The following is a 17,707-nucleotide window of genomic DNA, read 5'->3' as shown; positions in this document are numbered from 1 at the left end:
ATGGCTAAGCAGATCAAGGGCATCCTGGGCGAGAAGCTCGGCATGACCCAGGTCTGGGACGAGAACAACCGTGTCGTCCCGGTCACTGTGGTCAAGGCCGGCCCCTGTGTCGTTACCCAGGTGCGCACCAATGACCAGGACGGTTACGACTCCGTCCAGATCGCCTTCGGCGAGATCGACCCGCGCAAGGTGAACAAGCCCCTCAAGGGCCACTTCGCGAAGGCCGACGTCACCCCCCGTCGTCACCTCGTCGAGGTCCGTACTCCCGACGCCGGTGAGTACACCCTCGGCCAGGAGCTGACCGCTGAGACCTTCGAGTCCGGCGTCAAGGTGGACGTGACCGGCAAGAGCAAGGGCAAGGGCTTCGCCGGCGTCATGAAGCGTCACGGCTTCCACGGCGGCAAGGCGTCCCACGGTGCCCACCGTGTGCACCGTAAGCCGGGCTCCATCGGTGGCTGCGCCACCCCGGGCCGCGTGTTCAAGGGCATGCGGATGGCCGGCCGTATGGGCAATGAGCGGGTCACCACCCAGAACCTGACCGTCCACGCCGTTGACGCGGAGAAGGGGCTGCTGCTCATCAAGGGCGCAGTTCCTGGTCCGAACGGCGGCCTCGTCCTGGTCCGTACCGCGGCCAAGGGGGCCTGAGGTAACCGATGAGCACCATTGACATCCTTTCGCCGGCAGGCGACAAGGCCGGGTCCGTCGAGCTCCCCGCGGAGATCTTCGACGCCAAGGTCAGCGTTCCGCTGATCCACCAGGTCGTTGTCGCACAGCTGGCCGCGGCCCGTCAGGGCACGCACAAGACCAAGACTCGCGGCGAGGTCCGCGGCGGTGGCAAGAAGCCGTACCGCCAGAAGGGCACCGGCCGGGCGCGTCAGGGTTCGACCCGTGCGCCGCAGTTCGCCGGCGGTGGCATCGTCCACGGCCCCGTGCCGCGTGACTACAGCCAGCGGACCCCGAAGAAGATGAAGGCCGCCGCCCTGCGCGGTGCCCTCACCGACCGGGCCCGCAACAGCCGTATCCACGTCGTTTCCGGCGTGGTCGAGGGCGACATCTCCACCAAGGCCGCCAAGGCTCTCCTCGGCAAGGTCAGCGAGCGCAAGAACGTGCTCCTGGTCGCCGAGCGCAGCGACGAGGCCGCGTGGCTGTCCGCCCGCAACCTGCCCCAGGTTCACATCCTGGAGCCGGGCCAGCTGAACACGTACGACGTGCTCGTCTCCGACGACGTGGTCTTCACCAAGGCCGCCTTCGAGTCCTTCGTGTCTGGCCCCAAGGCCGCTGAGACCGAAGGGAGCGACGCCTGATGACTGAGGCCGTCGTCACCAGCAAGACCTTCTCGGACCCGCGTGACGTGCTCGTCAAGCCGGTTGTCTCGGAGAAGAGCTACGCGCTGCTGGACGAGAACAAGTACACGTTCATCGTCGCGCCCGGCAGCAACAAGACCCAGATCAAGCAGGCCGTCGAGGCGGTCTTCTCGGTCAAGGTCACCGGGGTCAACACGATCAACCGGCAGGGCAAGCGCAAGCGCACCCGCACCGGTTACGGCAAGCGCGCGAACACCAAGCGCGCCATCGTGACCCTCGCCGAGGGCGACCGTATCGACATCTTCGGCGGCCCGGTCTCCTAACGGAGTCCGAGTCGTCCGGAATCGGACGAGGACTGAGAAATGGGTATCCGCAAGTACAAGCCGACGACCCCGGGCCGTCGTGGCTCCAGCGTCGCCGACTTTGTCGAGATCACGCGGTCCACGCCGGAGAAGTCGCTGGTCCGCCCGCTGCACAGCAAGGGCGGCCGTAACAACGCCGGTCGTGTGACCGTTCGCCACCAGGGCGGTGGCCACAAGCGCGCCTACCGAGTGATCGACTTCCGTCGTCACGACAAGGACGGCGTGCCGGCCAAGGTCGCGCACATCGAGTACGACCCGAACCGCACCGCGCGCATCGCGCTCCTGCACTACGCAGACGGCGAGAAGCGCTACATCATCGCGCCCCGTGGCCTGGCCCAGGGTGCTCGGATTGAGAACGGCCCTGGCGCCGACATCAAGCCGGGCAACAACCTGCCGCTGCGTCACATCCCCGTGGGTACGACGATCCACGCGATCGAGCTGCGTCCGGGCGGCGGTGCGAAGTTCGCCCGCTCGGCCGGCGCCTCCGTGCAGCTGCTGGCGAAGGAGGGCGCGATGGCCCACCTTCGTATGCCGTCCGGTGAGATCCGCCTGGTCGACGTGCGCTGCCGCGCCACCGTCGGCGAGGTCGGCAACGCCGAGCAGTCGAACATCAACTGGGGTAAGGCCGGCCGCATGCGCTGGAAGGGCGTCCGCCCGACCGTGCGTGGTGTCGTGATGAACCCCGTCGACCACCCGCACGGTGGTGGTGAGGGCAAGACCTCCGGTGGTCGCCACCCGGTCTCGCCGTGGGGTCAGAAGGAGGGTCGTACTCGTTCGCCGAAGAAGGCGAGCAACAAGTACATCGTCCGCCGCCGCAAGACGAACAAGAAGCGCTAGGAGCGGGTTTAGATGCCGCGCAGTCTCAAGAAGGGGCCCTTCGTCGACGACCACCTTTCCAAGAAGGTGGATGTTCAGAACGATGCCGGCACCAAGAACGTCATCAAGACCTGGTCCCGCCGCTCCATGATCGTCCCGGCCATGCTCGGCCACACGATCGCGGTGCACGACGGCCGCAAGCACGTCCCGGTGTTCGTCACCGAGTCGATGGTCGGCCACAAGCTCGGCGAGTTTGCGCCGACCCGCACCTTCCGTGGCCACGAGAAGGACGACCGCAAGTCGCGTCGTCGCTGATCGACCGGAGTGCGAAGACTATGACTGACACCGAAGGGACAACCATGGAAGCCAGGGCCCAGGCGCGGTACATCCGCGTCACGCCCATGAAGGCCCGCCGCGTGGTGGACCTTATCCGTGGCATGAATGCCACGGAGGCTCAGGCGGTCCTGCGTTTCGCCCCGCAGGCCGCGAGCGTGCCGGTGGGCAAGGTGCTGGACAGCGCCATTGCCAACGCCGCGCACAACTACGACCACACCGACGCCGGCAGCCTCGTCATCTCCGAGGCCTATGTCGACGAGGGCCCGACCCTGAAGCGGTTCCGTCCGCGTGCCCAGGGCCGTGCCTACCGGATCCGCAAGCGGACCAGCCACATCACCGTGGTCGTCAGCAGCAAGGAAGGAACCCGGTAATGGGCCAGAAGGTAAACCCGCACGGGTTCCGCCTCGGCGTGACGACGGACTTCAAGTCCCGCTGGTACGCCGACAAGCTGTACAAGGACTACGTCAAGGAAGACGTCGCCATTCGTCGCATGATGACGAAGGGCATGGAGCGCGCCGGTATCTCCAAGGTGGAGATCGAGCGCACCCGTGAGCGCGTCCGCGTTGACATCCACACCGCTCGTCCGGGCATCGTCATCGGCCGCCGCGGCGCCGAGGCCGACCGCATCCGCGGCGAGCTGGAGAAGCTGACCGGCAAGCAGGTCCAGCTGAACATCCTCGAGGTCAAGAACCCCGAGACCGACGCTCAGCTGGTGGCCCAGGCCGTCGCCGAGCAGCTGTCCTCCCGCGTCTCCTTCCGTCGCGCCATGCGTAAGAGCATGCAGTCGACGATGAAGGCCGGCGCCAAGGGCATCAAGATCCAGTGCGGTGGCCGTCTCGGCGGCGCCGAGATGTCCCGCTCGGAGTTCTACCGCGAGGGCCGTGTGCCCCTGCACACCCTCCGCGCGAACGTCGACTACGGCTTCTTCGAGGCCAAGACCACCTTCGGCCGCATCGGTGTGAAGGTCTGGATCTACAAGGGCGACGTCAAGAACATCGCCGAGGTGCGTGCCGAGAACGCTGCCGCCCGTGCGGGTAACCGCCCGGCCCGCGGTGGCGAGCGTGGCGGCCGTGGTGGCCGCAAGCCGCAGCAGCAGAGCGCCGCTGCCGAGGCCCCCAAGGCCGAGGCCGCAGCCGCTGCTCCGGCGGAGACCCCCGGAACGGAGGCCTGACCGACATGCTGATCCCTCGCAGGGTCAAGCACCGCAAGCAGCACCACCCGAAGCGCAGTGGCATGGCCAAGGGTGGCACCGAGCTGGCCTTCGGTGAGTACGGAATCCAGGCCGTCACCCCGGCCTACGTGACGAACCGGCAGATCGAGTCCGCTCGTATCGCCATGACCCGTCACATCAAGCGTGGCGGCAAGGTGTGGATCAACATCTACCCCGACCGTCCGCTGACGAAGAAGCCGGCCGAAACCCGCATGGGTTCCGGTAAGGGTTCTCCGGAGTGGTGGGTCGCGAACGTCAAGCCCGGTCGGGTGATGTTCGAGCTGTCCTTCCCGAACGAAAAGGTTGCCAAGGAGGCGCTGACCCGCGCCGCCCACAAGCTTCCGATGAAGTGCCGCATCGTGCGGCGCGAGGCAGGTGAGTCGTGATGGCGGCCGGTACCAAGGCGACCGAGCTGCGCGAGCTGAACAACGAGGACCTCGTTGCCAAGCTGCGTGAGGCCAAGGAGGAGCTGTTCAACCTCCGCTTCCAGGCGGCGACCGGACAGCTCGAGAACCACGGCCGGCTGAAGGCCGTCCGCAAGGACATCGCCCGGATCTACACCCTGATGCGTGAGCGCGAGCTGGGCATCGAGACGGTGGAGAGCGCCTGATGAGCGAGAAGAATGTGACTGAGACGAACGAGCGCGGTTTCCGCAAGACCCGTGAGGGTCTCGTCGTCAGCGACAAGATGGACAAGACCGTCGTCGTCGCTGTCGAGGACCGCGTCAAGCACGCGCTGTACGGCAAGGTCATCCGCCGTACCAACAAGCTCAAGGCGCACGACGAGCAGAACGCTGCCGGCGTCGGCGACCGCGTCCTCCTGATGGAGACCCGGCCGCTGTCCGCCACCAAGCGCTGGCGCATCGTCGAGATCCTCGAGAAGGCCAAGTAATCCCTCCTAGGGGGACCCCCTAGGAACAGTTCCGCCAGGCTCGGCGAGAGGCGCGCAGCACGCGCGCTTCTCGCCGGGAACCGGCAGACATTCAGGAGATAGACGTGATCCAGCAGGAGTCGCGACTGCGTGTCGCCGACAACACTGGTGCGAAGGAGATCCTTTGCATCCGTGTTCTCGGTGGTTCCGGTCGCCGCTACGCGGGCATCGGTGACGTCATCGTCGCCACCGTCAAGGATGCGATCCCCGGTGGCAACGTGAAGAAGGGTGACGTCGTCAAGGCGGTCATCGTTCGCACCGTCAAGGAGCGCCGCCGTCCGGACGGCTCGTACATCCGCTTCGACGAGAACGCGGCCGTCATCCTCAAGAACGATGGCGACCCCCGCGGCACCCGCATCTTCGGCCCCGTGGGCCGGGAGCTGCGCGAGAAGAAGTTCATGAAGATCATCTCGCTCGCGCCGGAGGTGCTGTAACCGATGAAGATCAAGAAGGGCGACCTGGTCCAGGTCATCACCGGTAAGGACAAGGGCAAGCAGGGCAAGGTCATCCAGGCCTTCCCCCGCGAGGACCGCGTCCTGGTCGAGGGTGTCAACCGGGTCAAGAAGCACACCAAGGCCGGACAGACCGCTCGTGGGTCGAAGACCGGCGGCATCGTGACGACCGAGGCCCCTGTCCACGTCAGCAACGTTCAGCTGGTCGTGGAGAAGGACGGGAACAAGGTCGTCACCCGCGTCGGATACCGCTTCGACGACGAGGGCAACAAGATCCGCGTTGCCAAGCGGACCGGTGAGGACATCTGATGACTGCCACCACCAACGCGCCGCGTCTCAAGACGCGCTACCGCGAAGAGATCGCCGGGAAGCTGAAGGACGAGTTCTCGCTCGAGAACGTCATGCAGATCCCCGGTCTGACCAAGATCGTGGTCAACATGGGTGTGGGCGACGCCGCCCGCGACTCCAAGCTGATCGAGGGCGCCATCCGCGACCTCACCACGATCACCGGCCAGAAGCCGGCCGTCACCAAGGCCCGTAAGTCCATCGCGCAGTTCAAGCTGCGTGAGGGCCAGCCGATCGGTGCCCACGTCACCCTCCGCGGTGACCGCATGTGGGAGTTCCTGGACCGTCTGCTGTCGCTCGCGCTCCCGCGCATCCGCGACTTCCGTGGTCTGTCCCCGAAGCAGTTCGACGGCCGGGGCAACTACACCTTCGGTCTCACGGAGCAGGTCATGTTCCACGAGATCGACCAGGACAAGATCGACCGCACCCGGGGTATGGACATCACCGTGGTCACCACGGCGACCAACGACGACGAGGGCCGCGCCCTCCTTCGTCACCTCGGCTTCCCGTTCAAGGAGGCGTGAGCGAGATGGCGAAGAAGGCTCTGATTGCCAAGGCTGCTCGCAAGCCGAAGTTCGGTGTGCGTGCGTACACGCGCTGCCAGCGCTGCGGCCGTCCGCACTCCGTCTACCGCAAGTTCGGCCTGTGCCGCGTGTGCCTTCGTGAGATGGCTCACCGTGGCGAGCTGCCGGGCGTGACCAAGAGCTCCTGGTAATCCCTTAGTTGGGATGACTGGAAGCTCTCGGTAAGCATTCGGTCGGCGGGCGCCCCGCCCCTTCTGTCCCGTAGGCTGGAAGGGTTTGGGCGCCTCGCCGCCCGAGACCGACCGCGGGCCGAGCCCGCATAACGTCGCTTACTACGCCGTAGGTCCCCGCGCCGCACCCGTCCCGACTCTGATCGGGGAGAGGGATGGCGCACATAGGAAACCCCGGCGAGAGAGGCCGAAGGCCAATTCATGACCATGACTGATCCCATCGCAGACATGCTGACCCGTCTGCGGAACGCGAACTCGGCGTACCACGACACCGTCGTGATGCCGCACAGCAAGATCAAGTCGCACATCGCGGAGATCCTCCAGCAGGAGGGTTACATCACCGGCTGGCGTGTCGAGGACGCAGAGGTTGGCAAGAACCTCGTCCTCGAGCTGAAGTTCGGCCCGAACCGCGAGCGCTCGATCGCCGGCATCAAGCGGATCTCGAAGCCGGGCCTCCGGGTCTACGCAAAGTCCACCAACCTGCCGAAGGTCCTCGGCGGCCTGGGCGTGGCGATCATCTCCACGTCCCACGGTCTCCTGACCGGCCAGCAGGCCAGCAAGAAGGGCGTGGGTGGGGAAGTCCTCGCCTACGTCTGGTAACCAGGGAACGGAGGAATAGCTAATGTCGCGTATTGGCAAGCTGCCCATCCAGGTTCCTGCTGGTGTGGACGTCACCATCGAGGGCCGCACGGTCGCGGTGAAGGGCCCCAAGGGTTCCCTCTCGCTCACCGTCTCGGCGCCCATCGAGGTCGCCAAGGGTGAGGAAGGCGTGATCAACGTCTCCCGCCCGAACGACGAGCGTCAGAACAAGGCCCTGCACGGCCTGTCCCGCACGCTGGTGGCGAACATGATCACCGGCGTGACCCAGGGGCACAGCAAGGCGCTCGAGATCAGCGGTGTCGGCTACCGCGTCCAGGCGAAGGGCTCCAACCTGGAGTTCGCGCTGGGCTACAGCCACCCCATCGTCGTCGAGGCGCCCGAGGGCATCTCCTTCAAGGTCGAGTCCCCGACCAAGCTCACCGTCGAGGGGATCGACAAGCAGAAGGTCGGCGAGGTGGCGGCGAACATCCGCAAGCTGCGCAAGCCTGACCCGTACAAGGCCAAGGGCGTCAAGTACGCCGGCGAGGTCATCCGCCGCAAGGTCGGAAAGGCTGGTAAGTAAGCCATGGCATACGGTGTGAAGATCGCGAAGGGTGACGCCTACAAGCGCGCCGCCGCCAAGCGTCGCCACATCCGCATCCGCAAGCGGATTTCGGGTACCCCGGAGCGTCCGCGTCTGGTGGTGACGCGGACCAACCGTGGCATCACCGCGCAGGTCATCGACGACATCAAGGGCCACACGCTGGCCTCGGCGTCGAGCCTGGACGCGTCGATCCGTGGTGGCGAGGGCGACAAGAGCGCCCAGGCCCAGAAGGTCGGCTCCCTGGTCGCTGAGCGTGCCAAGGCCGCCGGTGTCGAGGCCGTCGTGTTCGACCGTGGTGGCAAGCAGTACGCCGGGCGGATTGCCGCTCTGGCCGACGCCGCCCGCGAAGCCGGGCTGAAGTTCTAAGCCCCGGTTCCGGAGCTAGCGGACGTAACAGAGAGAGGTAAATCCAATGGCTGGACCCCAGCGCCGCGGGAGCGGTGCCGGTGGCGGCGAGCGGCGGGACCGGAAGGGTCGCGACGGTGGCGCTGCCGCCGAGAAGACCGCGTACGTTGAGCGCGTTGTCGCGATCAACCGCGTCGCCAAGGTTGTCAAGGGTGGTCGTCGCTTCAGCTTCACCGCGCTGGTCGTGGTGGGCGACGGTGACGGCACCGTAGGTGTCGGTTACGGCAAGGCCAAGGAAGTTCCGGCTGCCATCGCCAAGGGCGTGGAAGAGGCCAAGAAGAACTTCTTCAAGGTCCCCCGTATCCAGGGCACCATCCCGCACCCCATCCAGGGTGAGAAGGCTGCGGGCGTCGTCCTGCTCAAGCCGGCTTCCCCCGGTACCGGTGTGATCGCCGGTGGCCCCGTGCGTGCCGTTCTGGAGTGCGCGGGCATCCACGACGTGCTGAGCAAGTCGCTCGGCTCGTCGAACCCGATCAACATCGTGCACGCCACGGTGACCGCGCTTCAGGGCCTGCAGCGCCCCGAGGAGATCGCGGCCCGTCGTGGCCTGCCGCTGGAGGACGTTGCTCCCGCCGCTCTGCTGCGGGCGCGTGCTGGGGTGACCGCGTAATGGCGCACCTCAAGATCACGCAGACGAAGTCCTACATCGGTAGCAAGCAGAACCACCGCGACACCCTCCGTTCGCTGGGCCTCAAGCGGCTCAACGACGTGGTTGTCAAGGAGGACCGCCCCGAGTTCCGCGGCATGGTGCACACCGTCCGCCACCTCGTGACGGTTGAGGAGGTCGACTGACATGGCGGAGAACAACCCGCTGAAGGTCCACAACCTCCGGCCCGCCCCGGGCGCCAAGACCGCCAAGACCCGTGTCGGTCGTGGTGAGGCGTCCAAGGGTAAGACCGCTGGTCGTGGTACCAAGGGCACGAAGGCCCGTTACCAGGTTCCGGAGCGCTTCGAGGGTGGGCAGATGCCCCTCCACATGCGCCTCCCGAAGCTGAAGGGCTTCAAGAACCCCGCCCACAAGCAGTTCCAGGTCGTGAACCTGGCCAAGCTGGCCGAGCTCTACCCGCAGGGTGGCGAGGTCACGGTGGCCGACCTGGTCGCCAAGGGCGCGGTGCGCAAGAACGAGCTCGTCAAGGTCCTGGGCCAGGGCGAGGTCTCCGTGGCGCTGCAGGTTTCGGTTGACGCCGTTTCCGGCTCCGCCAAGGAGAAGATCGCCGCTGCCGGCGGCACCGTCACCGAGCTCATCTGAGTTCGTTGCTTCAACTGACCGGGGATGCCCAGCGAATGGGGCATCCCCGGTTGGTCGTTCCACGGGGGTTCCGTCGCCGGTAAGGTGGCATGGACCGTTTTTTCCGGGGCCCCGGGCCCCGGTCCCCGCCGCGTGGGCCGTGTCCGCGTGGCTCGGCCGCTCACTATTCGTCGATCCTCAAGACCGTCACCTCCCGCATTCAAGGCGGGAGGCGCAGGAGGCACCGTGCTCACCGCGTTCGCCCGAGCGTTCAAGACGCCCGACCTGCGCAAGAAGCTGCTGTTCACGTTGGGCATCATCGTGCTCTACCGGATCGGCGCCCATGTCCCGGTCCCCGGGGTGAACTACGCGAACGTCGAGACCTGCATGAAGCAGGCCGGCGGCAACAGCGGATTGTTCGCCCTGGTGAACATGTTCAGCGGTGGTGCGCTGCTGCAGATCACGATCTTCGCGCTGGGGATCATGCCGTACATCACGGCGAGCATCATCCTCCAGCTGCTGACCGTGGTGATTCCGCGGCTGGAAGCCCTCAAGAAAGAGGGGCAGTCCGGCCAGGCGAAGATCACCCAGTACACCCGCTATCTGACCGTGGCGCTCGCCATCCTGCAGGGCACCGGCCTGGTGGCCACCGCCCGCAGCGGTGCGCTCTTCCAGAGCTGCCCCGTCGCCAGTGAGATCGTGCCCAGCGACTCGATCTTCACCACCATCACCATGGTCATCACGATGACCGCCGGCACCGGCCTGATCATGTGGCTCGGTGAGCTCGTCACCGACCGCGGTATCGGCAACGGCATGTCGATCCTGATGTTCATCTCGATCGCCGCCGGCTTCCCGGGCGCCCTGTGGCAGATCAAGCTCACCGGCAAGCTGGCCGACGGCTGGATCGAGTTCTTCGCGGTGATCGCGGTCGGTCTGGCGATGGTCGCCCTGGTGGTCTTCGTCGAGCAGGCTCAGCGGCGTATTCCCGTGCAGTACGCGAAGCGGATGATCGGCCGCCGGTCCTATGGCGGCACGTCCACGTACATCCCGCTCAAGGTGAACCAGGCGGGTGTGATTCCCGTCATCTTCGCGTCATCGCTGCTCTACATTCCAGCCCTCGTTGCACAGTTCAGCGGGTCGAAGGCGGCATGGGCGACGTGGATCGCCACCAACTTCACCAAGGGAAATCACCCCGTTTACATCGTTACGTACTTCCTGCTGATCGTGTTCTTCGCGTTCTTCTACGTCGCCATCAGCTTCAACCCCGAAGAAGTTGCCGACAACATGAAGAAGTATGGTGGCTTCATCCCGGGTATCCGGGCTGGTCGCCCGACGGCCGAGTACCTCAGCTACGTGCTCAACCGGATCACGTGGCCGGGCTCGCTGTACCTGGGGCTGATCGCGCTCGTACCAACAGTGGCGTTGGTGCTTTTCAACGCGAACCAGAACTTCCCGTTCGGCGGGACGAGCATCCTCATCATCGTGGGTGTGGGCCTGGAGACCGTGAAGCAGATCGAGAGCCAGCTTCAGCAGCGCAACTACGAAGGGTTCCTCCGCTGATGCGAATCGTCCTCGTCGGACCCCCGGGGGCCGGCAAGGGTACGCAGGCTGCGTACCTTGCCAAGAACCTCGCGATCCCGCACATCTCCACGGGGGACCTGTTCCGTGCCAACATCAGTCAGGGCACGCCCCTGGGTGTCGAGGCGAAGTCGTACATGGACGCCGGCAATCTGGTCCCCGACTCGGTGACCATCGGGATGGCCGAAGCCCGTATGGAACAGGCCGACGCCGCCGGGGGTTTCCTCCTGGACGGCTTCCCGCGGAACCTCGGCCAGGCCGAGGCGCTGGACGAGTACCTCAAGAACAACGGCCTCACGCTGGACGCCGTTTTGGACCTGGAGGTCCCCGAGGAGGAGGTCGTCAAGCGGATCGCCGGTCGGCGCATCTGCCGCAACGACTCCAGCCACGTCTTCCACGCCGAGTACAACAAGCCCAAGGCCGAGGGCGTCTGTGACGTCTGCGGTGGCGAGCTGTACCAGCGGGACGACGACCGTGAGGAGACCGTCCGCAAGCGGCTGGAGGTCTACCACACGGAGACCGAGCCGATCATCGACTACTACAAGGACCAGGATCTGGTCGTCACGATCCCGGCCCTCGGCAAGGTCGAAGAGGTCACCAAGCGCTCGATGGACGCCCTCCAGCGCGGCGCATAAGCAGCAGGCCGCACGGCCGCGGTGCCCTTACGGGGTACCGCGGCCGCGGCGTATCCGGGGTGGGGCCGCCCGGCTCCGGACCGGTTACCGTAGGCAGCGACCATCGAGTGAGACACAGCGGCGGTCGGCCACCTCCGCGGGAGCGGCGGCGGCCCAGCCGCAAAGGAAGGCCGTAATGGTGGAGATCAAGACCCCCGAGCAGATCGCGAAGATGCGCGAGGCGGGGCTGGTGGTCGCCGCCATCCACGCGGCGACCCGGGAGGTCGCGGTGCCGGGCGCCACGACCAAGGACCTGGACGACGCGGCCCGCAAGGTGCTCGCCGAGCACGGAGCGAAGTCGAACTTCCTCGGTTACGGCGGCTTCCCCGCGACGATCTGCACCTCGGTGAACGACGTCGTGGTCCACGGCATCCCCGACGCCGAGACGGTGCTGCGGGACGGCGACATCATCTCCATCGACTGCGGCGCGATCATCGACGGCTGGCACGGCGACGCCGCGTACACCGCCTTCGTCGGCTCCGGTCACTCGGCGGAGCTGGTCGAGCTGAGCCGGGTCACCGAGGAGTCCATGTGGGCCGGTATCGCCGCGGTCGCGAAGGGTAACCGGCTGGTCGACATCTCCAAGGCCATCGAGGGCTACATCCGCCGCCAGCCCCGTCCCGCCAGCGGCAAGTACGGCATCGTCGAGGACTACGGCGGCCACGGCATCGGCTCGCAGATGCACATGGACCCGCATCTGCTGAATTACGTCGACCGCAAGCGCGGCCGCGGCCCCAAGCTGGTGCCCGGCTTCTGCATCGCGATCGAGCCGATGGTCAATCTCGGCACGGCCAAGACCCACGTCCTCGACGACGACTGGACGGTCAAGTCGAACGACGGCAGCTGGTCCTCGCACTGGGAGCACTCGGTCGCGCTGACCGAGGACGGCCCGCTGGTGCTCACCGCGCCGGACGGCGGCAAGGCCAAGCTGGCCGAGCTGGGGATCACGGCGGCGCCCGACCCCGCCGCAGGGGCCTAAGGAAGCGGGCGCGGCCCCCTCGTGTGCGCCGCGGCCCGGAGCGCGCCGCGCCCTTGGCGCGTAAGGATCACGTGCCGTGGGCAATACTTCTGGATTCGTCTTTTCGTAGGCGCTGACGTAGACTGACGCGTCGGCTCTCGTGCATCCGTATGCCTGTCTACAGAGGTCACGGTTGAAAGGGAGTCGATCAAGGTAGCCGATTCGAAGGGCGAAGCGTGGCCAAGAAGCAAGGTGCCATCGAAATCGAGGGCACCGTGATCGAGTCCCTCCCGAACGCCATGTTCAAGGTGGAGCTCCAGAACGGTCACAAGGTCCTCGCGCACATCAGCGGCAAGATGCGGATGCACTACATCCGTATCCTCCCGGATGACCGGGTCGTCGTGGAGCTCTCTCCCTACGACCTGACGCGTGGCCGGATCGTCTACCGCTACAAGTAGATCTTGTCGGCGCCCCGCTCCCGTGGGGTGACGGCACTGACCCGGAGAACCTCACATCCCATGAAGGTCAAGCCGAGCGTCAAGAAGATCTGCGACAAGTGCAAGGTGATCCGCCGCCACGGCCGGGTCATGGTCATCTGCGACAACCTGCGCCACAAGCAGCGCCAGGGCTGACGCACGCCGACCACCTGCATTTCGCAGTTCGCGCGACGCAAGCACACACGTACATACGCAGTCACCCGACCCCCGCACTTCTCGCGTGGGACGACACCCCCGGCTCGGAGGCCGGGGACCCGGCTCGTAATTCTGCAGAGTCTTACGGGAACGGTGCTGCGGAAGACCTCCGAATAGCCATCAGGAGCCACATCAATGGCACGCCTCGCAGGCGTTGATCTCCCGCGCGAAAAGCGCGTGGAGGTCGCCCTCACCTACGTCTTCGGTATCGGGCGGACGCTGTCGCAGCAGACTCTCGCCGCCACCGGCGTGAACCCGGACACCCGTGTTCGCGACCTGGCCGAGGAAGACCTCGTCAAGATCCGCGAGTACGTGGACAACAACCTCAAGACCGAGGGTGACCTCCGTCGCGAGATCCAGGCCGACATCCGCCGCAAGGTCGAGATCGGCTGCTACCAGGGTCTGCGTCACCGCCGCGGTCTGCCGGTGCACGGTCAGCGCACCAGCACGAACGCCCGTACCCGCAAGGGCCCGCGTCGCGCGATCGCCGGCAAGAAGAAGCCGGGCAAGAAGTAGTCCTCAGCAGGACGCTCACCAGCGGTCTTCGCTGTAGGACCGACCACCTCCACGGGAGTAATGAATGCCTCCGAAGGGCCGTACGGCCGGCGCCAAGAAGGTGCGCCGCAAGGAGAAGAAGAACGTCGCCCACGGGCACGCTCACATCAAGAGCACGTTCAACAACACGATCGTCTCGATCACGGACCCCACGGGCAACGTGATCTCTTGGGCCTCGGCCGGCCACGTCGGCTTCAAGGGCTCGCGCAAGTCCACCCCCTTCGCCGCGCAGATGGCCGCCGAGTCGGCCGCCCGCCGCGCGCAGGAGCACGGCATGCGCAAGGTCGACGTCTTCGTCAAGGGTCCCGGCTCCGGCCGTGAGACCGCGATCCGCTCCCTCCAGGCCACCGGCCTTGAGGTCGGTTCGATCCAGGACGTCACCCCCACCCCGCACAACGGATGCCGCCCGCCCAAGCGTCGCCGCGTCTGACCACCTGAAGTAGGAGACAACTAGACAATGGCGCGTTACACCGGGGCCGACTGCAAGCGTTGCCGTCGGGAGAAGCAGAAGCTCTTCCTCAAGGGGAGCAAGTGCGAGAGCGCGAAGTGCCCGATCGAGATCCGTCCTTACCCCCCGGGTGAGCACGGTCGCGGGCGCACCAAGGACAGCGAGTACCTGCTCCAGCTTCGTGAGAAGCAGAAGTGCAGCCGTATCTACGGTGTCCTTGAGAAGCAGTTCGTGAACTACTACAAGGAAGCGAACCAGAAGACCGGCAAGACCGGTGAGAACCTTCTGCGCATCCTTGAGACCCGCCTCGACAACGTGGTCTACCGGGCCGGCTTTGCCAAGTCCCGCGACCACGCCCGTCAGCTGGTCCGTCACGGACACATCAACGTGAACGGCCGCAAGACCGACATCCCGTCGGCTCGTGTGTCCGTGAACGACATCGTCGAGGTCCGCGAGGGCTCTCGGAACCTGACCCCCTTCGAGGTGGCCAAGGCCGAGGCCGGCGAGAAGACGGTTCCGGCCTGGCTGGAAGCGATTCCGTCGAACCTGCGGATCCTCGTGCACAGCATGCCCGAGCGCCAGGTGATCGACACCCAGGTGCAGGAGCAGCTGATCGTTGAGCTCTACTCCAAGTAAGAGCTGACCGGTGGGGGCGGTACGGAGCGTTTTGCGCCGTGCCGCCCGTACCCTTGTCAGTACAGCGGGCGTCAAATAGCGGGCGTCCACGACTGAAGGATCGAACACCATGCTGATTGCTCAGCGTCCCTCGTTGACCGAAGAGGTCGTCGACGAATACCGCTCCCGGTTCGTGATCGAGCCGCTGGAGCCGGGCTTCGGCTACACCCTCGGTAACTCCCTGCGTCGTACCCTCCTCTCCTCGATCCCCGGTGCTGCGGTGACCAGCATCCGGATCGACGGTGTCCTGCACGAGTTCACCACCGTGCCGGGCGTCAAGGAGGACGTCACCGACCTCATCCTGAACATCAAGCAGCTGGTCGTCTCCTCGGAGCACGACGAGCCCGTCGTGATGTACCTGCGCAAGCAGGGCCCGGGTCTGGTCACCGCCGCGGACATCGCGCCGCCGGCCGGTGTCGAGGTGCACAACCCCGACCTGGTCCTCGCCACCCTCAACGGCAAGGGCAAGCTGGAGATGGAGCTGACCGTCGAGCGCGGTCGCGGCTACGTCTCCGCCGTCCAGAACAAGCAGGTGGGCCAGGAGATCGGCCGTATCCCGGTCGACTCCATCTACTCGCCGGTGCTCAAGGTCACCTACAAGGTCGAGGCGACCCGTGTCGAGCAGCGCACCGACTTCGACAAGCTGATCGTCGACGTCGAGACCAAGCAGGCCATGCGCCCGCGTGACGCCATGGCGTCGGCCGGTAAGACCCTGGTCGAGCTGTTCGGTCTGGCGCGCGAGCTCAACATCGACGCCGAGGGCATCGACATGGGCCCGTCCCCCACGGACGCCGCCCTCGCTGCCGACCTGGCGCTGCCGATCGAGGAGCTGGAGCTCACGGTCCGCTCGTACAACTGCCTCAAGCGTGAGGGCATCCACTCCGTGGGTGAGCTCGTGGCGCGCTCCGAGGCCGACCTGCTCGACATCCGCAACTTCGGTGCGAAGTCGATCGACGAGGTCAAGGCGAAGCTGGCCGGCATGGGCCTGGCGCTCAAGGACAGCCCGCCCGGATTCGACCCGACCGCCGCGGCGGACGCCTTCGGCGCGGACGACGACGCGGATGCGGGCTTCGTCGAGACCGAGCAGTACTGAGAGCTCGGTCGAGACAGCCGGATTGTGACTGCGCGGCCCGCTGTGGCGGGTCGCGCCCATGCTGCGGAGCAGCAAGGTCTTCGCAGCCCCGCGCCCCTCACGGGGCGCTGGTTGTTGCCGGTGAGCAACCGCTCACCGGGTCCTGACCTCGGTACCTGATACGGCCGGGGCAGATACCAAGGAGAAGGAAATGCCGAAGCCCACCAAGGGTGCCCGTCTGGGCGGCAGCGCCGCGCACGAGCGTCTGATGCTGCGCAACCTGGCCACCGCTCTCTTCGAGCACGGCCGCATCACGACGACCGAGGCCAAGGCCCGCCGTCTGCGTCCGTACGCGGAGCGCCTGGTGACCAAGGCGAAGAAGGCGGACCTGCACAACCGCCGCCAGGTCATGCAGCTGATCTCGGACAAGAGCGTCGTCCACACGCTGTTCACCGAGATCGCCCCGCGGTTCGAGAACCGCCCGGGTGGCTACACCCGTATCACCAAGATCGGTAACCGCCGTGGCGACAACGCGCCCATGGCCGTCATCGAGCTGGTGGAGGCGCTGACCGTGGCCCAGCAGGCCACCGGTGAGGCCGAGGCCGCGACCAAGCGTGCGGCCAAGGACGCCGAGGCTGCCGCGGAGGCCACCGAGGCTCCGGCCGAGGAGTCCAAGGACGCCTGAGGCTCCGTCTCGCGGTGAGCGGGTCCGCCCTTCGGGGCGGGCCCGCTTTCGTGTGCCCGGGGCGTGCGGCCGGTGCCGCGGGGTGCGGGTGCCCGGCCGGCGTGCCCGGGGGGAACGGCCCGCCCGGGGGGTGAGGGAGGATTGCTGTCGTGAGTGACGAAGTGGAGCCCGGGTTCGTACGGGTGCGGCTGGATCTGTCGTACGACGGAGCGGAGTTTTCCGGGTGGGCCAAGCAGGCCGGCGGCCGGCGGACGGTGCAGGCGGAGATCGAGGACGCGCTGCGGACGGTGACGCGGTCCAAGGAGACCTATGAGCTCACCGTCGCCGGGCGGACGGACGCGGGGGTGCATGCGCGGGGCCAGGTGGCGCACGTGGACCTGCCGGCGGAGGTGTGGGCCGAGCATGCGGACAAGCTGCTGCGGCGGCTGGCCGGGCGGCTGCCGAAGGACGTGCGGGTGTGGCGGGTCGGCGAGGCGCCGTACGGCTTCAACGCGCGGTTCTCGGCGATCTGGCGGCGCTATGCCTACCGGGTGACCGATCACCACGGGGGAGTGGATCCGCTGCTGCGCAGCCATGTGCTGTGGCACGACTGGGAGCTGGACGTCGACGCCATGAACGAGGCGTCGCGGCCGCTGCTGGGGGAGCACGACTTCGCGGCGTACTGCAAGCGGCGGGAGGGCGCGACGACGATCCGCACCCTCCAGGAGCTCAGCTGGGAGCGGGGCGCGGACGGGATCATCACGGCGACCGTGCGGGCGGACGCCTTCTGCCACAACATGGTGCGGTCGCTGGTGGGGGCGATGCTGTTCGTCGGGGACGGGCACCGGTCGCCGGACTGGCCGGGGAAGGTGCTCGCGGCGGGCGTACGGGACTCCGCGGTGCATGTCGTACGGCCGCACGGGCTGACGCTGGAGGAGGTCGGCTATCCGGCCGATGAGCTGCTGATGGCGCGCAACCAGGAGGCGCGGAACAAGCGGACGCTGCCGGGGGCCGGCTGCTGCTGAGGCGGCGGGTGGCCGGGCCCGGCGGTGGCGCCGCCGGGCCC

31 protein-coding genes are annotated in these 17,707 nt (G+C 66.7%); all 31 read left to right on the top strand.

Features of this window, described 5'->3' with window-relative positions; all coding sequences use genetic code 11:
* Positions 1-645, top strand: coding sequence for a 50S ribosomal protein L3 (gene rplC / locus EST54_RS12335; protein WP_006604873.1), 645 nt, complete (start codon positions 1-3; stop codon positions 643-645).
* Positions 646-653: 8 nt separating this feature from the next.
* Complete coding sequence (gene rplD, locus EST54_RS12330) at positions 654-1,304, top strand: 50S ribosomal protein L4 (RefSeq protein WP_129247646.1); 651 nt, start codon at positions 654-656, stop codon at positions 1,302-1,304.
* Entirely contained in the window at positions 1,304-1,627 is a 324-nt protein-coding gene (gene rplW / locus EST54_RS12325; RefSeq protein ID WP_006604875.1) for a 50S ribosomal protein L23, read from the top strand. Before rplD ends, rplW begins: the two co-directional genes overlap by 1 nt.
* Positions 1,628-1,666: 39 nt before the next feature.
* Positions 1,667-2,503 carry a 50S ribosomal protein L2 gene (rplB, locus tag EST54_RS12320; protein ID WP_006604876.1) on the top strand — a complete coding sequence of 279 codons (837 nt, stop codon included), beginning with the start codon at positions 1,667-1,669 and terminating at the stop codon, positions 2,501-2,503.
* 12 nt (positions 2,504-2,515) lie between these two features.
* Positions 2,516-2,797: a 30S ribosomal protein S19 gene (gene rpsS, locus EST54_RS12315; RefSeq protein WP_018090899.1), complete on the top strand. Its 282-nt coding sequence runs from the start codon at positions 2,516-2,518 to the stop codon at positions 2,795-2,797.
* A 44-nt stretch (positions 2,798-2,841) separates the two neighbouring features.
* Positions 2,842-3,189: a 50S ribosomal protein L22 gene (gene rplV, locus EST54_RS12310; protein WP_037839423.1), complete on the top strand. Its 348-nt coding sequence runs from the start codon at positions 2,842-2,844 to the stop codon at positions 3,187-3,189.
* A complete protein-coding gene (gene rpsC, locus EST54_RS12305; RefSeq protein ID WP_129247645.1) occupies positions 3,189-3,989 on the top strand; it encodes a 30S ribosomal protein S3 in 801 nt (266 codons plus the stop codon). The genes rplV and rpsC overlap by 1 nt, the downstream gene beginning before the upstream one ends.
* Before the next feature lie 5 nt (positions 3,990-3,994).
* Positions 3,995-4,414 (top strand): 50S ribosomal protein L16, encoded by a 420-nt coding sequence (gene rplP / locus EST54_RS12300; RefSeq protein WP_006604880.1) that lies wholly within the window; start codon positions 3,995-3,997, stop codon positions 4,412-4,414.
* Positions 4,414-4,638, top strand: coding sequence for a 50S ribosomal protein L29 (rpmC, locus tag EST54_RS12295; protein ID WP_004950453.1), 225 nt, complete (start codon positions 4,414-4,416; stop codon positions 4,636-4,638). The genes rplP and rpmC overlap by 1 nt, the downstream gene beginning before the upstream one ends.
* Entirely contained in the window at positions 4,638-4,919 is a 282-nt protein-coding gene (rpsQ, locus tag EST54_RS12290) for a 30S ribosomal protein S17 (RefSeq protein WP_006604882.1), read from the top strand. The genes rpmC and rpsQ overlap by 1 nt, the downstream gene beginning before the upstream one ends.
* A 104-nt stretch (positions 4,920-5,023) precedes the next feature.
* Complete coding sequence (gene rplN, locus EST54_RS12285) at positions 5,024-5,392, top strand: 50S ribosomal protein L14 (RefSeq protein ID WP_003998823.1); 369 nt, start codon at positions 5,024-5,026, stop codon at positions 5,390-5,392.
* A 3-nt stretch (positions 5,393-5,395) separates the two neighbouring features.
* Positions 5,396-5,719: a 50S ribosomal protein L24 gene (rplX, locus tag EST54_RS12280; RefSeq protein WP_006604883.1), complete on the top strand. Its 324-nt coding sequence runs from the start codon at positions 5,396-5,398 to the stop codon at positions 5,717-5,719.
* Positions 5,719-6,279, top strand: a complete 561-nt coding sequence (gene rplE, locus EST54_RS12275) for a 50S ribosomal protein L5 (protein ID WP_006604884.1) — start codon at positions 5,719-5,721, stop codon at positions 6,277-6,279. The genes rplX and rplE overlap by 1 nt, the downstream gene beginning before the upstream one ends.
* A 5-nt stretch (positions 6,280-6,284) precedes the next feature.
* Positions 6,285-6,470: a type Z 30S ribosomal protein S14 gene (locus EST54_RS12270; protein ID WP_003956452.1), complete on the top strand. Its 186-nt coding sequence runs from the start codon at positions 6,285-6,287 to the stop codon at positions 6,468-6,470.
* Between the two features lie 240 nt (positions 6,471-6,710).
* Positions 6,711-7,109, top strand: a complete 399-nt coding sequence (gene rpsH / locus EST54_RS12260) for a 30S ribosomal protein S8 (protein ID WP_006604885.1) — start codon at positions 6,711-6,713, stop codon at positions 7,107-7,109.
* A gap of 22 nt (positions 7,110-7,131) precedes the next feature.
* Positions 7,132-7,671 carry a 50S ribosomal protein L6 gene (rplF, locus tag EST54_RS12255; protein ID WP_129247644.1) on the top strand — a complete coding sequence of 180 codons (540 nt, stop codon included), beginning with the start codon at positions 7,132-7,134 and terminating at the stop codon, positions 7,669-7,671.
* Between the two features lie 3 nt (positions 7,672-7,674).
* Positions 7,675-8,058, top strand: coding sequence for a 50S ribosomal protein L18 (rplR, locus tag EST54_RS12250; protein ID WP_129247643.1), 384 nt, complete (start codon positions 7,675-7,677; stop codon positions 8,056-8,058).
* 46 nt (positions 8,059-8,104) lie between these two features.
* Positions 8,105-8,707, top strand: a complete 603-nt coding sequence (rpsE, locus tag EST54_RS12245; protein ID WP_006604888.1) for a 30S ribosomal protein S5 — start codon at positions 8,105-8,107, stop codon at positions 8,705-8,707.
* Complete coding sequence (gene rpmD / locus EST54_RS12240; protein WP_006604889.1) at positions 8,707-8,889, top strand: 50S ribosomal protein L30; 183 nt, start codon at positions 8,707-8,709, stop codon at positions 8,887-8,889. Before rpsE ends, rpmD begins: the two co-directional genes overlap by 1 nt.
* Position 8,890: 1 nt before the next feature.
* On the top strand, positions 8,891-9,346 hold the full coding sequence (gene rplO / locus EST54_RS12235) for a 50S ribosomal protein L15 (protein ID WP_006604890.1): 456 nt from the start codon (positions 8,891-8,893) through the stop codon (positions 9,344-9,346).
* A 225-nt stretch (positions 9,347-9,571) separates the two neighbouring features.
* Positions 9,572-10,885 (top strand): preprotein translocase subunit SecY, encoded by a 1,314-nt coding sequence (gene secY / locus EST54_RS12230; RefSeq protein WP_006604891.1) that lies wholly within the window; start codon positions 9,572-9,574, stop codon positions 10,883-10,885.
* Complete coding sequence (locus EST54_RS12225; RefSeq protein ID WP_129247642.1) at positions 10,885-11,538, top strand: adenylate kinase; 654 nt, start codon at positions 10,885-10,887, stop codon at positions 11,536-11,538. The genes secY and EST54_RS12225 overlap by 1 nt, the downstream gene beginning before the upstream one ends.
* A 175-nt stretch (positions 11,539-11,713) precedes the next feature.
* Positions 11,714-12,556: a type I methionyl aminopeptidase gene (map, locus tag EST54_RS12220; protein ID WP_129247641.1), complete on the top strand. Its 843-nt coding sequence runs from the start codon at positions 11,714-11,716 to the stop codon at positions 12,554-12,556.
* Between the two features lie 215 nt (positions 12,557-12,771).
* The gene (gene infA, locus EST54_RS12215; RefSeq protein ID WP_003956442.1) at positions 12,772-12,993 is read left to right on the top strand and encodes a translation initiation factor IF-1; all 222 of its coding nucleotides are present in this window, start codon (positions 12,772-12,774) and stop codon (positions 12,991-12,993) included.
* A 60-nt stretch (positions 12,994-13,053) separates the two neighbouring features.
* On the top strand, positions 13,054-13,167 hold the full coding sequence (rpmJ, locus tag EST54_RS12210) for a 50S ribosomal protein L36 (RefSeq protein WP_003956441.1): 114 nt from the start codon (positions 13,054-13,056) through the stop codon (positions 13,165-13,167).
* 195 nt (positions 13,168-13,362) lie between these two features.
* Positions 13,363-13,743, top strand: a complete 381-nt coding sequence (rpsM, locus tag EST54_RS12205) for a 30S ribosomal protein S13 (RefSeq protein ID WP_006604894.1) — start codon at positions 13,363-13,365, stop codon at positions 13,741-13,743.
* A gap of 64 nt (positions 13,744-13,807) precedes the next feature.
* The gene (gene rpsK / locus EST54_RS12200; protein WP_004571845.1) at positions 13,808-14,212 is read left to right on the top strand and encodes a 30S ribosomal protein S11; all 405 of its coding nucleotides are present in this window, start codon (positions 13,808-13,810) and stop codon (positions 14,210-14,212) included.
* Between the two features lie 27 nt (positions 14,213-14,239).
* On the top strand, positions 14,240-14,866 hold the full coding sequence (rpsD, locus tag EST54_RS12195; protein WP_006604895.1) for a 30S ribosomal protein S4: 627 nt from the start codon (positions 14,240-14,242) through the stop codon (positions 14,864-14,866).
* 109 nt (positions 14,867-14,975) lie between these two features.
* Positions 14,976-15,998, top strand: coding sequence for a DNA-directed RNA polymerase subunit alpha (locus tag EST54_RS12190; protein WP_003956430.1), 1,023 nt, complete (start codon positions 14,976-14,978; stop codon positions 15,996-15,998).
* A gap of 190 nt (positions 15,999-16,188) precedes the next feature.
* Positions 16,189-16,662: a 50S ribosomal protein L17 gene (gene rplQ / locus EST54_RS12185; protein ID WP_129247640.1), complete on the top strand. Its 474-nt coding sequence runs from the start codon at positions 16,189-16,191 to the stop codon at positions 16,660-16,662.
* Between the two features lie 149 nt (positions 16,663-16,811).
* A complete protein-coding gene (gene truA / locus EST54_RS12180; RefSeq protein WP_129247639.1) occupies positions 16,812-17,666 on the top strand; it encodes a tRNA pseudouridine(38-40) synthase TruA in 855 nt (284 codons plus the stop codon).
* Positions 17,667-17,707: the final 41 nt, after the last annotated feature.

The sequence above is a fragment of the Streptomyces sioyaensis genome, assembly GCF_004122735.1.
GTDB classification, from domain to species: domain Bacteria; phylum Actinomycetota; class Actinomycetes; order Streptomycetales; family Streptomycetaceae; genus Streptomyces; species Streptomyces sioyaensis.
Note: the sequence above shows the minus strand (reverse complement) of the source record. Positions and strands in the feature narration are given on the sequence as shown.

What these genes read in the sequence shown, in the direction of transcription:
- rplP (WP_006604880.1), top strand. Translation starts at nt 3,995, where the DNA reads ATGCTGATCCCTCGCAGGGTCAAGCACCGCAAGCAGCACCACCCGAAG.
- rplD (WP_129247646.1), top strand. Translation starts at nt 654, where the DNA reads ATGAGCACCATTGACATCCTTTCGCCGGCAGGCGACAAGGCCGGGTCC.
- rpsS (WP_018090899.1), top strand. Translation starts at nt 2,516, where the DNA reads ATGCCGCGCAGTCTCAAGAAGGGGCCCTTCGTCGACGACCACCTTTCC.
- EST54_RS12190 (WP_003956430.1), top strand. Translation starts at nt 14,976, where the DNA reads ATGCTGATTGCTCAGCGTCCCTCGTTGACCGAAGAGGTCGTCGACGAA.
- rpsK (WP_004571845.1), top strand. Translation starts at nt 13,808, where the DNA reads ATGCCTCCGAAGGGCCGTACGGCCGGCGCCAAGAAGGTGCGCCGCAAG.
- rpsQ (WP_006604882.1), top strand. Translation starts at nt 4,638, where the DNA reads ATGAGCGAGAAGAATGTGACTGAGACGAACGAGCGCGGTTTCCGCAAG.
- rpmC (WP_004950453.1), top strand. Translation starts at nt 4,414, where the DNA reads ATGGCGGCCGGTACCAAGGCGACCGAGCTGCGCGAGCTGAACAACGAG.
- rpsC (WP_129247645.1), top strand. Translation starts at nt 3,189, where the DNA reads ATGGGCCAGAAGGTAAACCCGCACGGGTTCCGCCTCGGCGTGACGACG.
- rplW (WP_006604875.1), top strand. Translation starts at nt 1,304, where the DNA reads ATGACTGAGGCCGTCGTCACCAGCAAGACCTTCTCGGACCCGCGTGAC.
- rpsH (WP_006604885.1), top strand. Translation starts at nt 6,711, where the DNA reads ATGACCATGACTGATCCCATCGCAGACATGCTGACCCGTCTGCGGAAC.
- rplB (WP_006604876.1), top strand. Translation starts at nt 1,667, where the DNA reads ATGGGTATCCGCAAGTACAAGCCGACGACCCCGGGCCGTCGTGGCTCC.
- EST54_RS12270 (WP_003956452.1), top strand. Translation starts at nt 6,285, where the DNA reads ATGGCGAAGAAGGCTCTGATTGCCAAGGCTGCTCGCAAGCCGAAGTTC.
- rplX (WP_006604883.1), top strand. Translation starts at nt 5,396, where the DNA reads ATGAAGATCAAGAAGGGCGACCTGGTCCAGGTCATCACCGGTAAGGAC.
- rpsE (WP_006604888.1), top strand. Translation starts at nt 8,105, where the DNA reads ATGGCTGGACCCCAGCGCCGCGGGAGCGGTGCCGGTGGCGGCGAGCGG.
- rpmJ (WP_003956441.1), top strand. Translation starts at nt 13,054, where the DNA reads ATGAAGGTCAAGCCGAGCGTCAAGAAGATCTGCGACAAGTGCAAGGTG.
- rpsM (WP_006604894.1), top strand. Translation starts at nt 13,363, where the DNA reads ATGGCACGCCTCGCAGGCGTTGATCTCCCGCGCGAAAAGCGCGTGGAG.
- EST54_RS12225 (WP_129247642.1), top strand. Translation starts at nt 10,885, where the DNA reads ATGCGAATCGTCCTCGTCGGACCCCCGGGGGCCGGCAAGGGTACGCAG.
- map (WP_129247641.1), top strand. Translation starts at nt 11,714, where the DNA reads ATGGTGGAGATCAAGACCCCCGAGCAGATCGCGAAGATGCGCGAGGCG.
- rplO (WP_006604890.1), top strand. Translation starts at nt 8,891, where the DNA reads ATGGCGGAGAACAACCCGCTGAAGGTCCACAACCTCCGGCCCGCCCCG.
- rpsD (WP_006604895.1), top strand. Translation starts at nt 14,240, where the DNA reads ATGGCGCGTTACACCGGGGCCGACTGCAAGCGTTGCCGTCGGGAGAAG.
- rplR (WP_129247643.1), top strand. Translation starts at nt 7,675, where the DNA reads ATGGCATACGGTGTGAAGATCGCGAAGGGTGACGCCTACAAGCGCGCC.
- rplF (WP_129247644.1), top strand. Translation starts at nt 7,132, where the DNA reads ATGTCGCGTATTGGCAAGCTGCCCATCCAGGTTCCTGCTGGTGTGGAC.
- rplV (WP_037839423.1), top strand. Translation starts at nt 2,842, where the DNA reads ATGGAAGCCAGGGCCCAGGCGCGGTACATCCGCGTCACGCCCATGAAG.
- rpmD (WP_006604889.1), top strand. Translation starts at nt 8,707, where the DNA reads ATGGCGCACCTCAAGATCACGCAGACGAAGTCCTACATCGGTAGCAAG.
- rplC (WP_006604873.1), top strand. Translation starts at nt 1, where the DNA reads ATGGCTAAGCAGATCAAGGGCATCCTGGGCGAGAAGCTCGGCATGACC.
- rplE (WP_006604884.1), top strand. Translation starts at nt 5,719, where the DNA reads ATGACTGCCACCACCAACGCGCCGCGTCTCAAGACGCGCTACCGCGAA.
- rplQ (WP_129247640.1), top strand. Translation starts at nt 16,189, where the DNA reads ATGCCGAAGCCCACCAAGGGTGCCCGTCTGGGCGGCAGCGCCGCGCAC.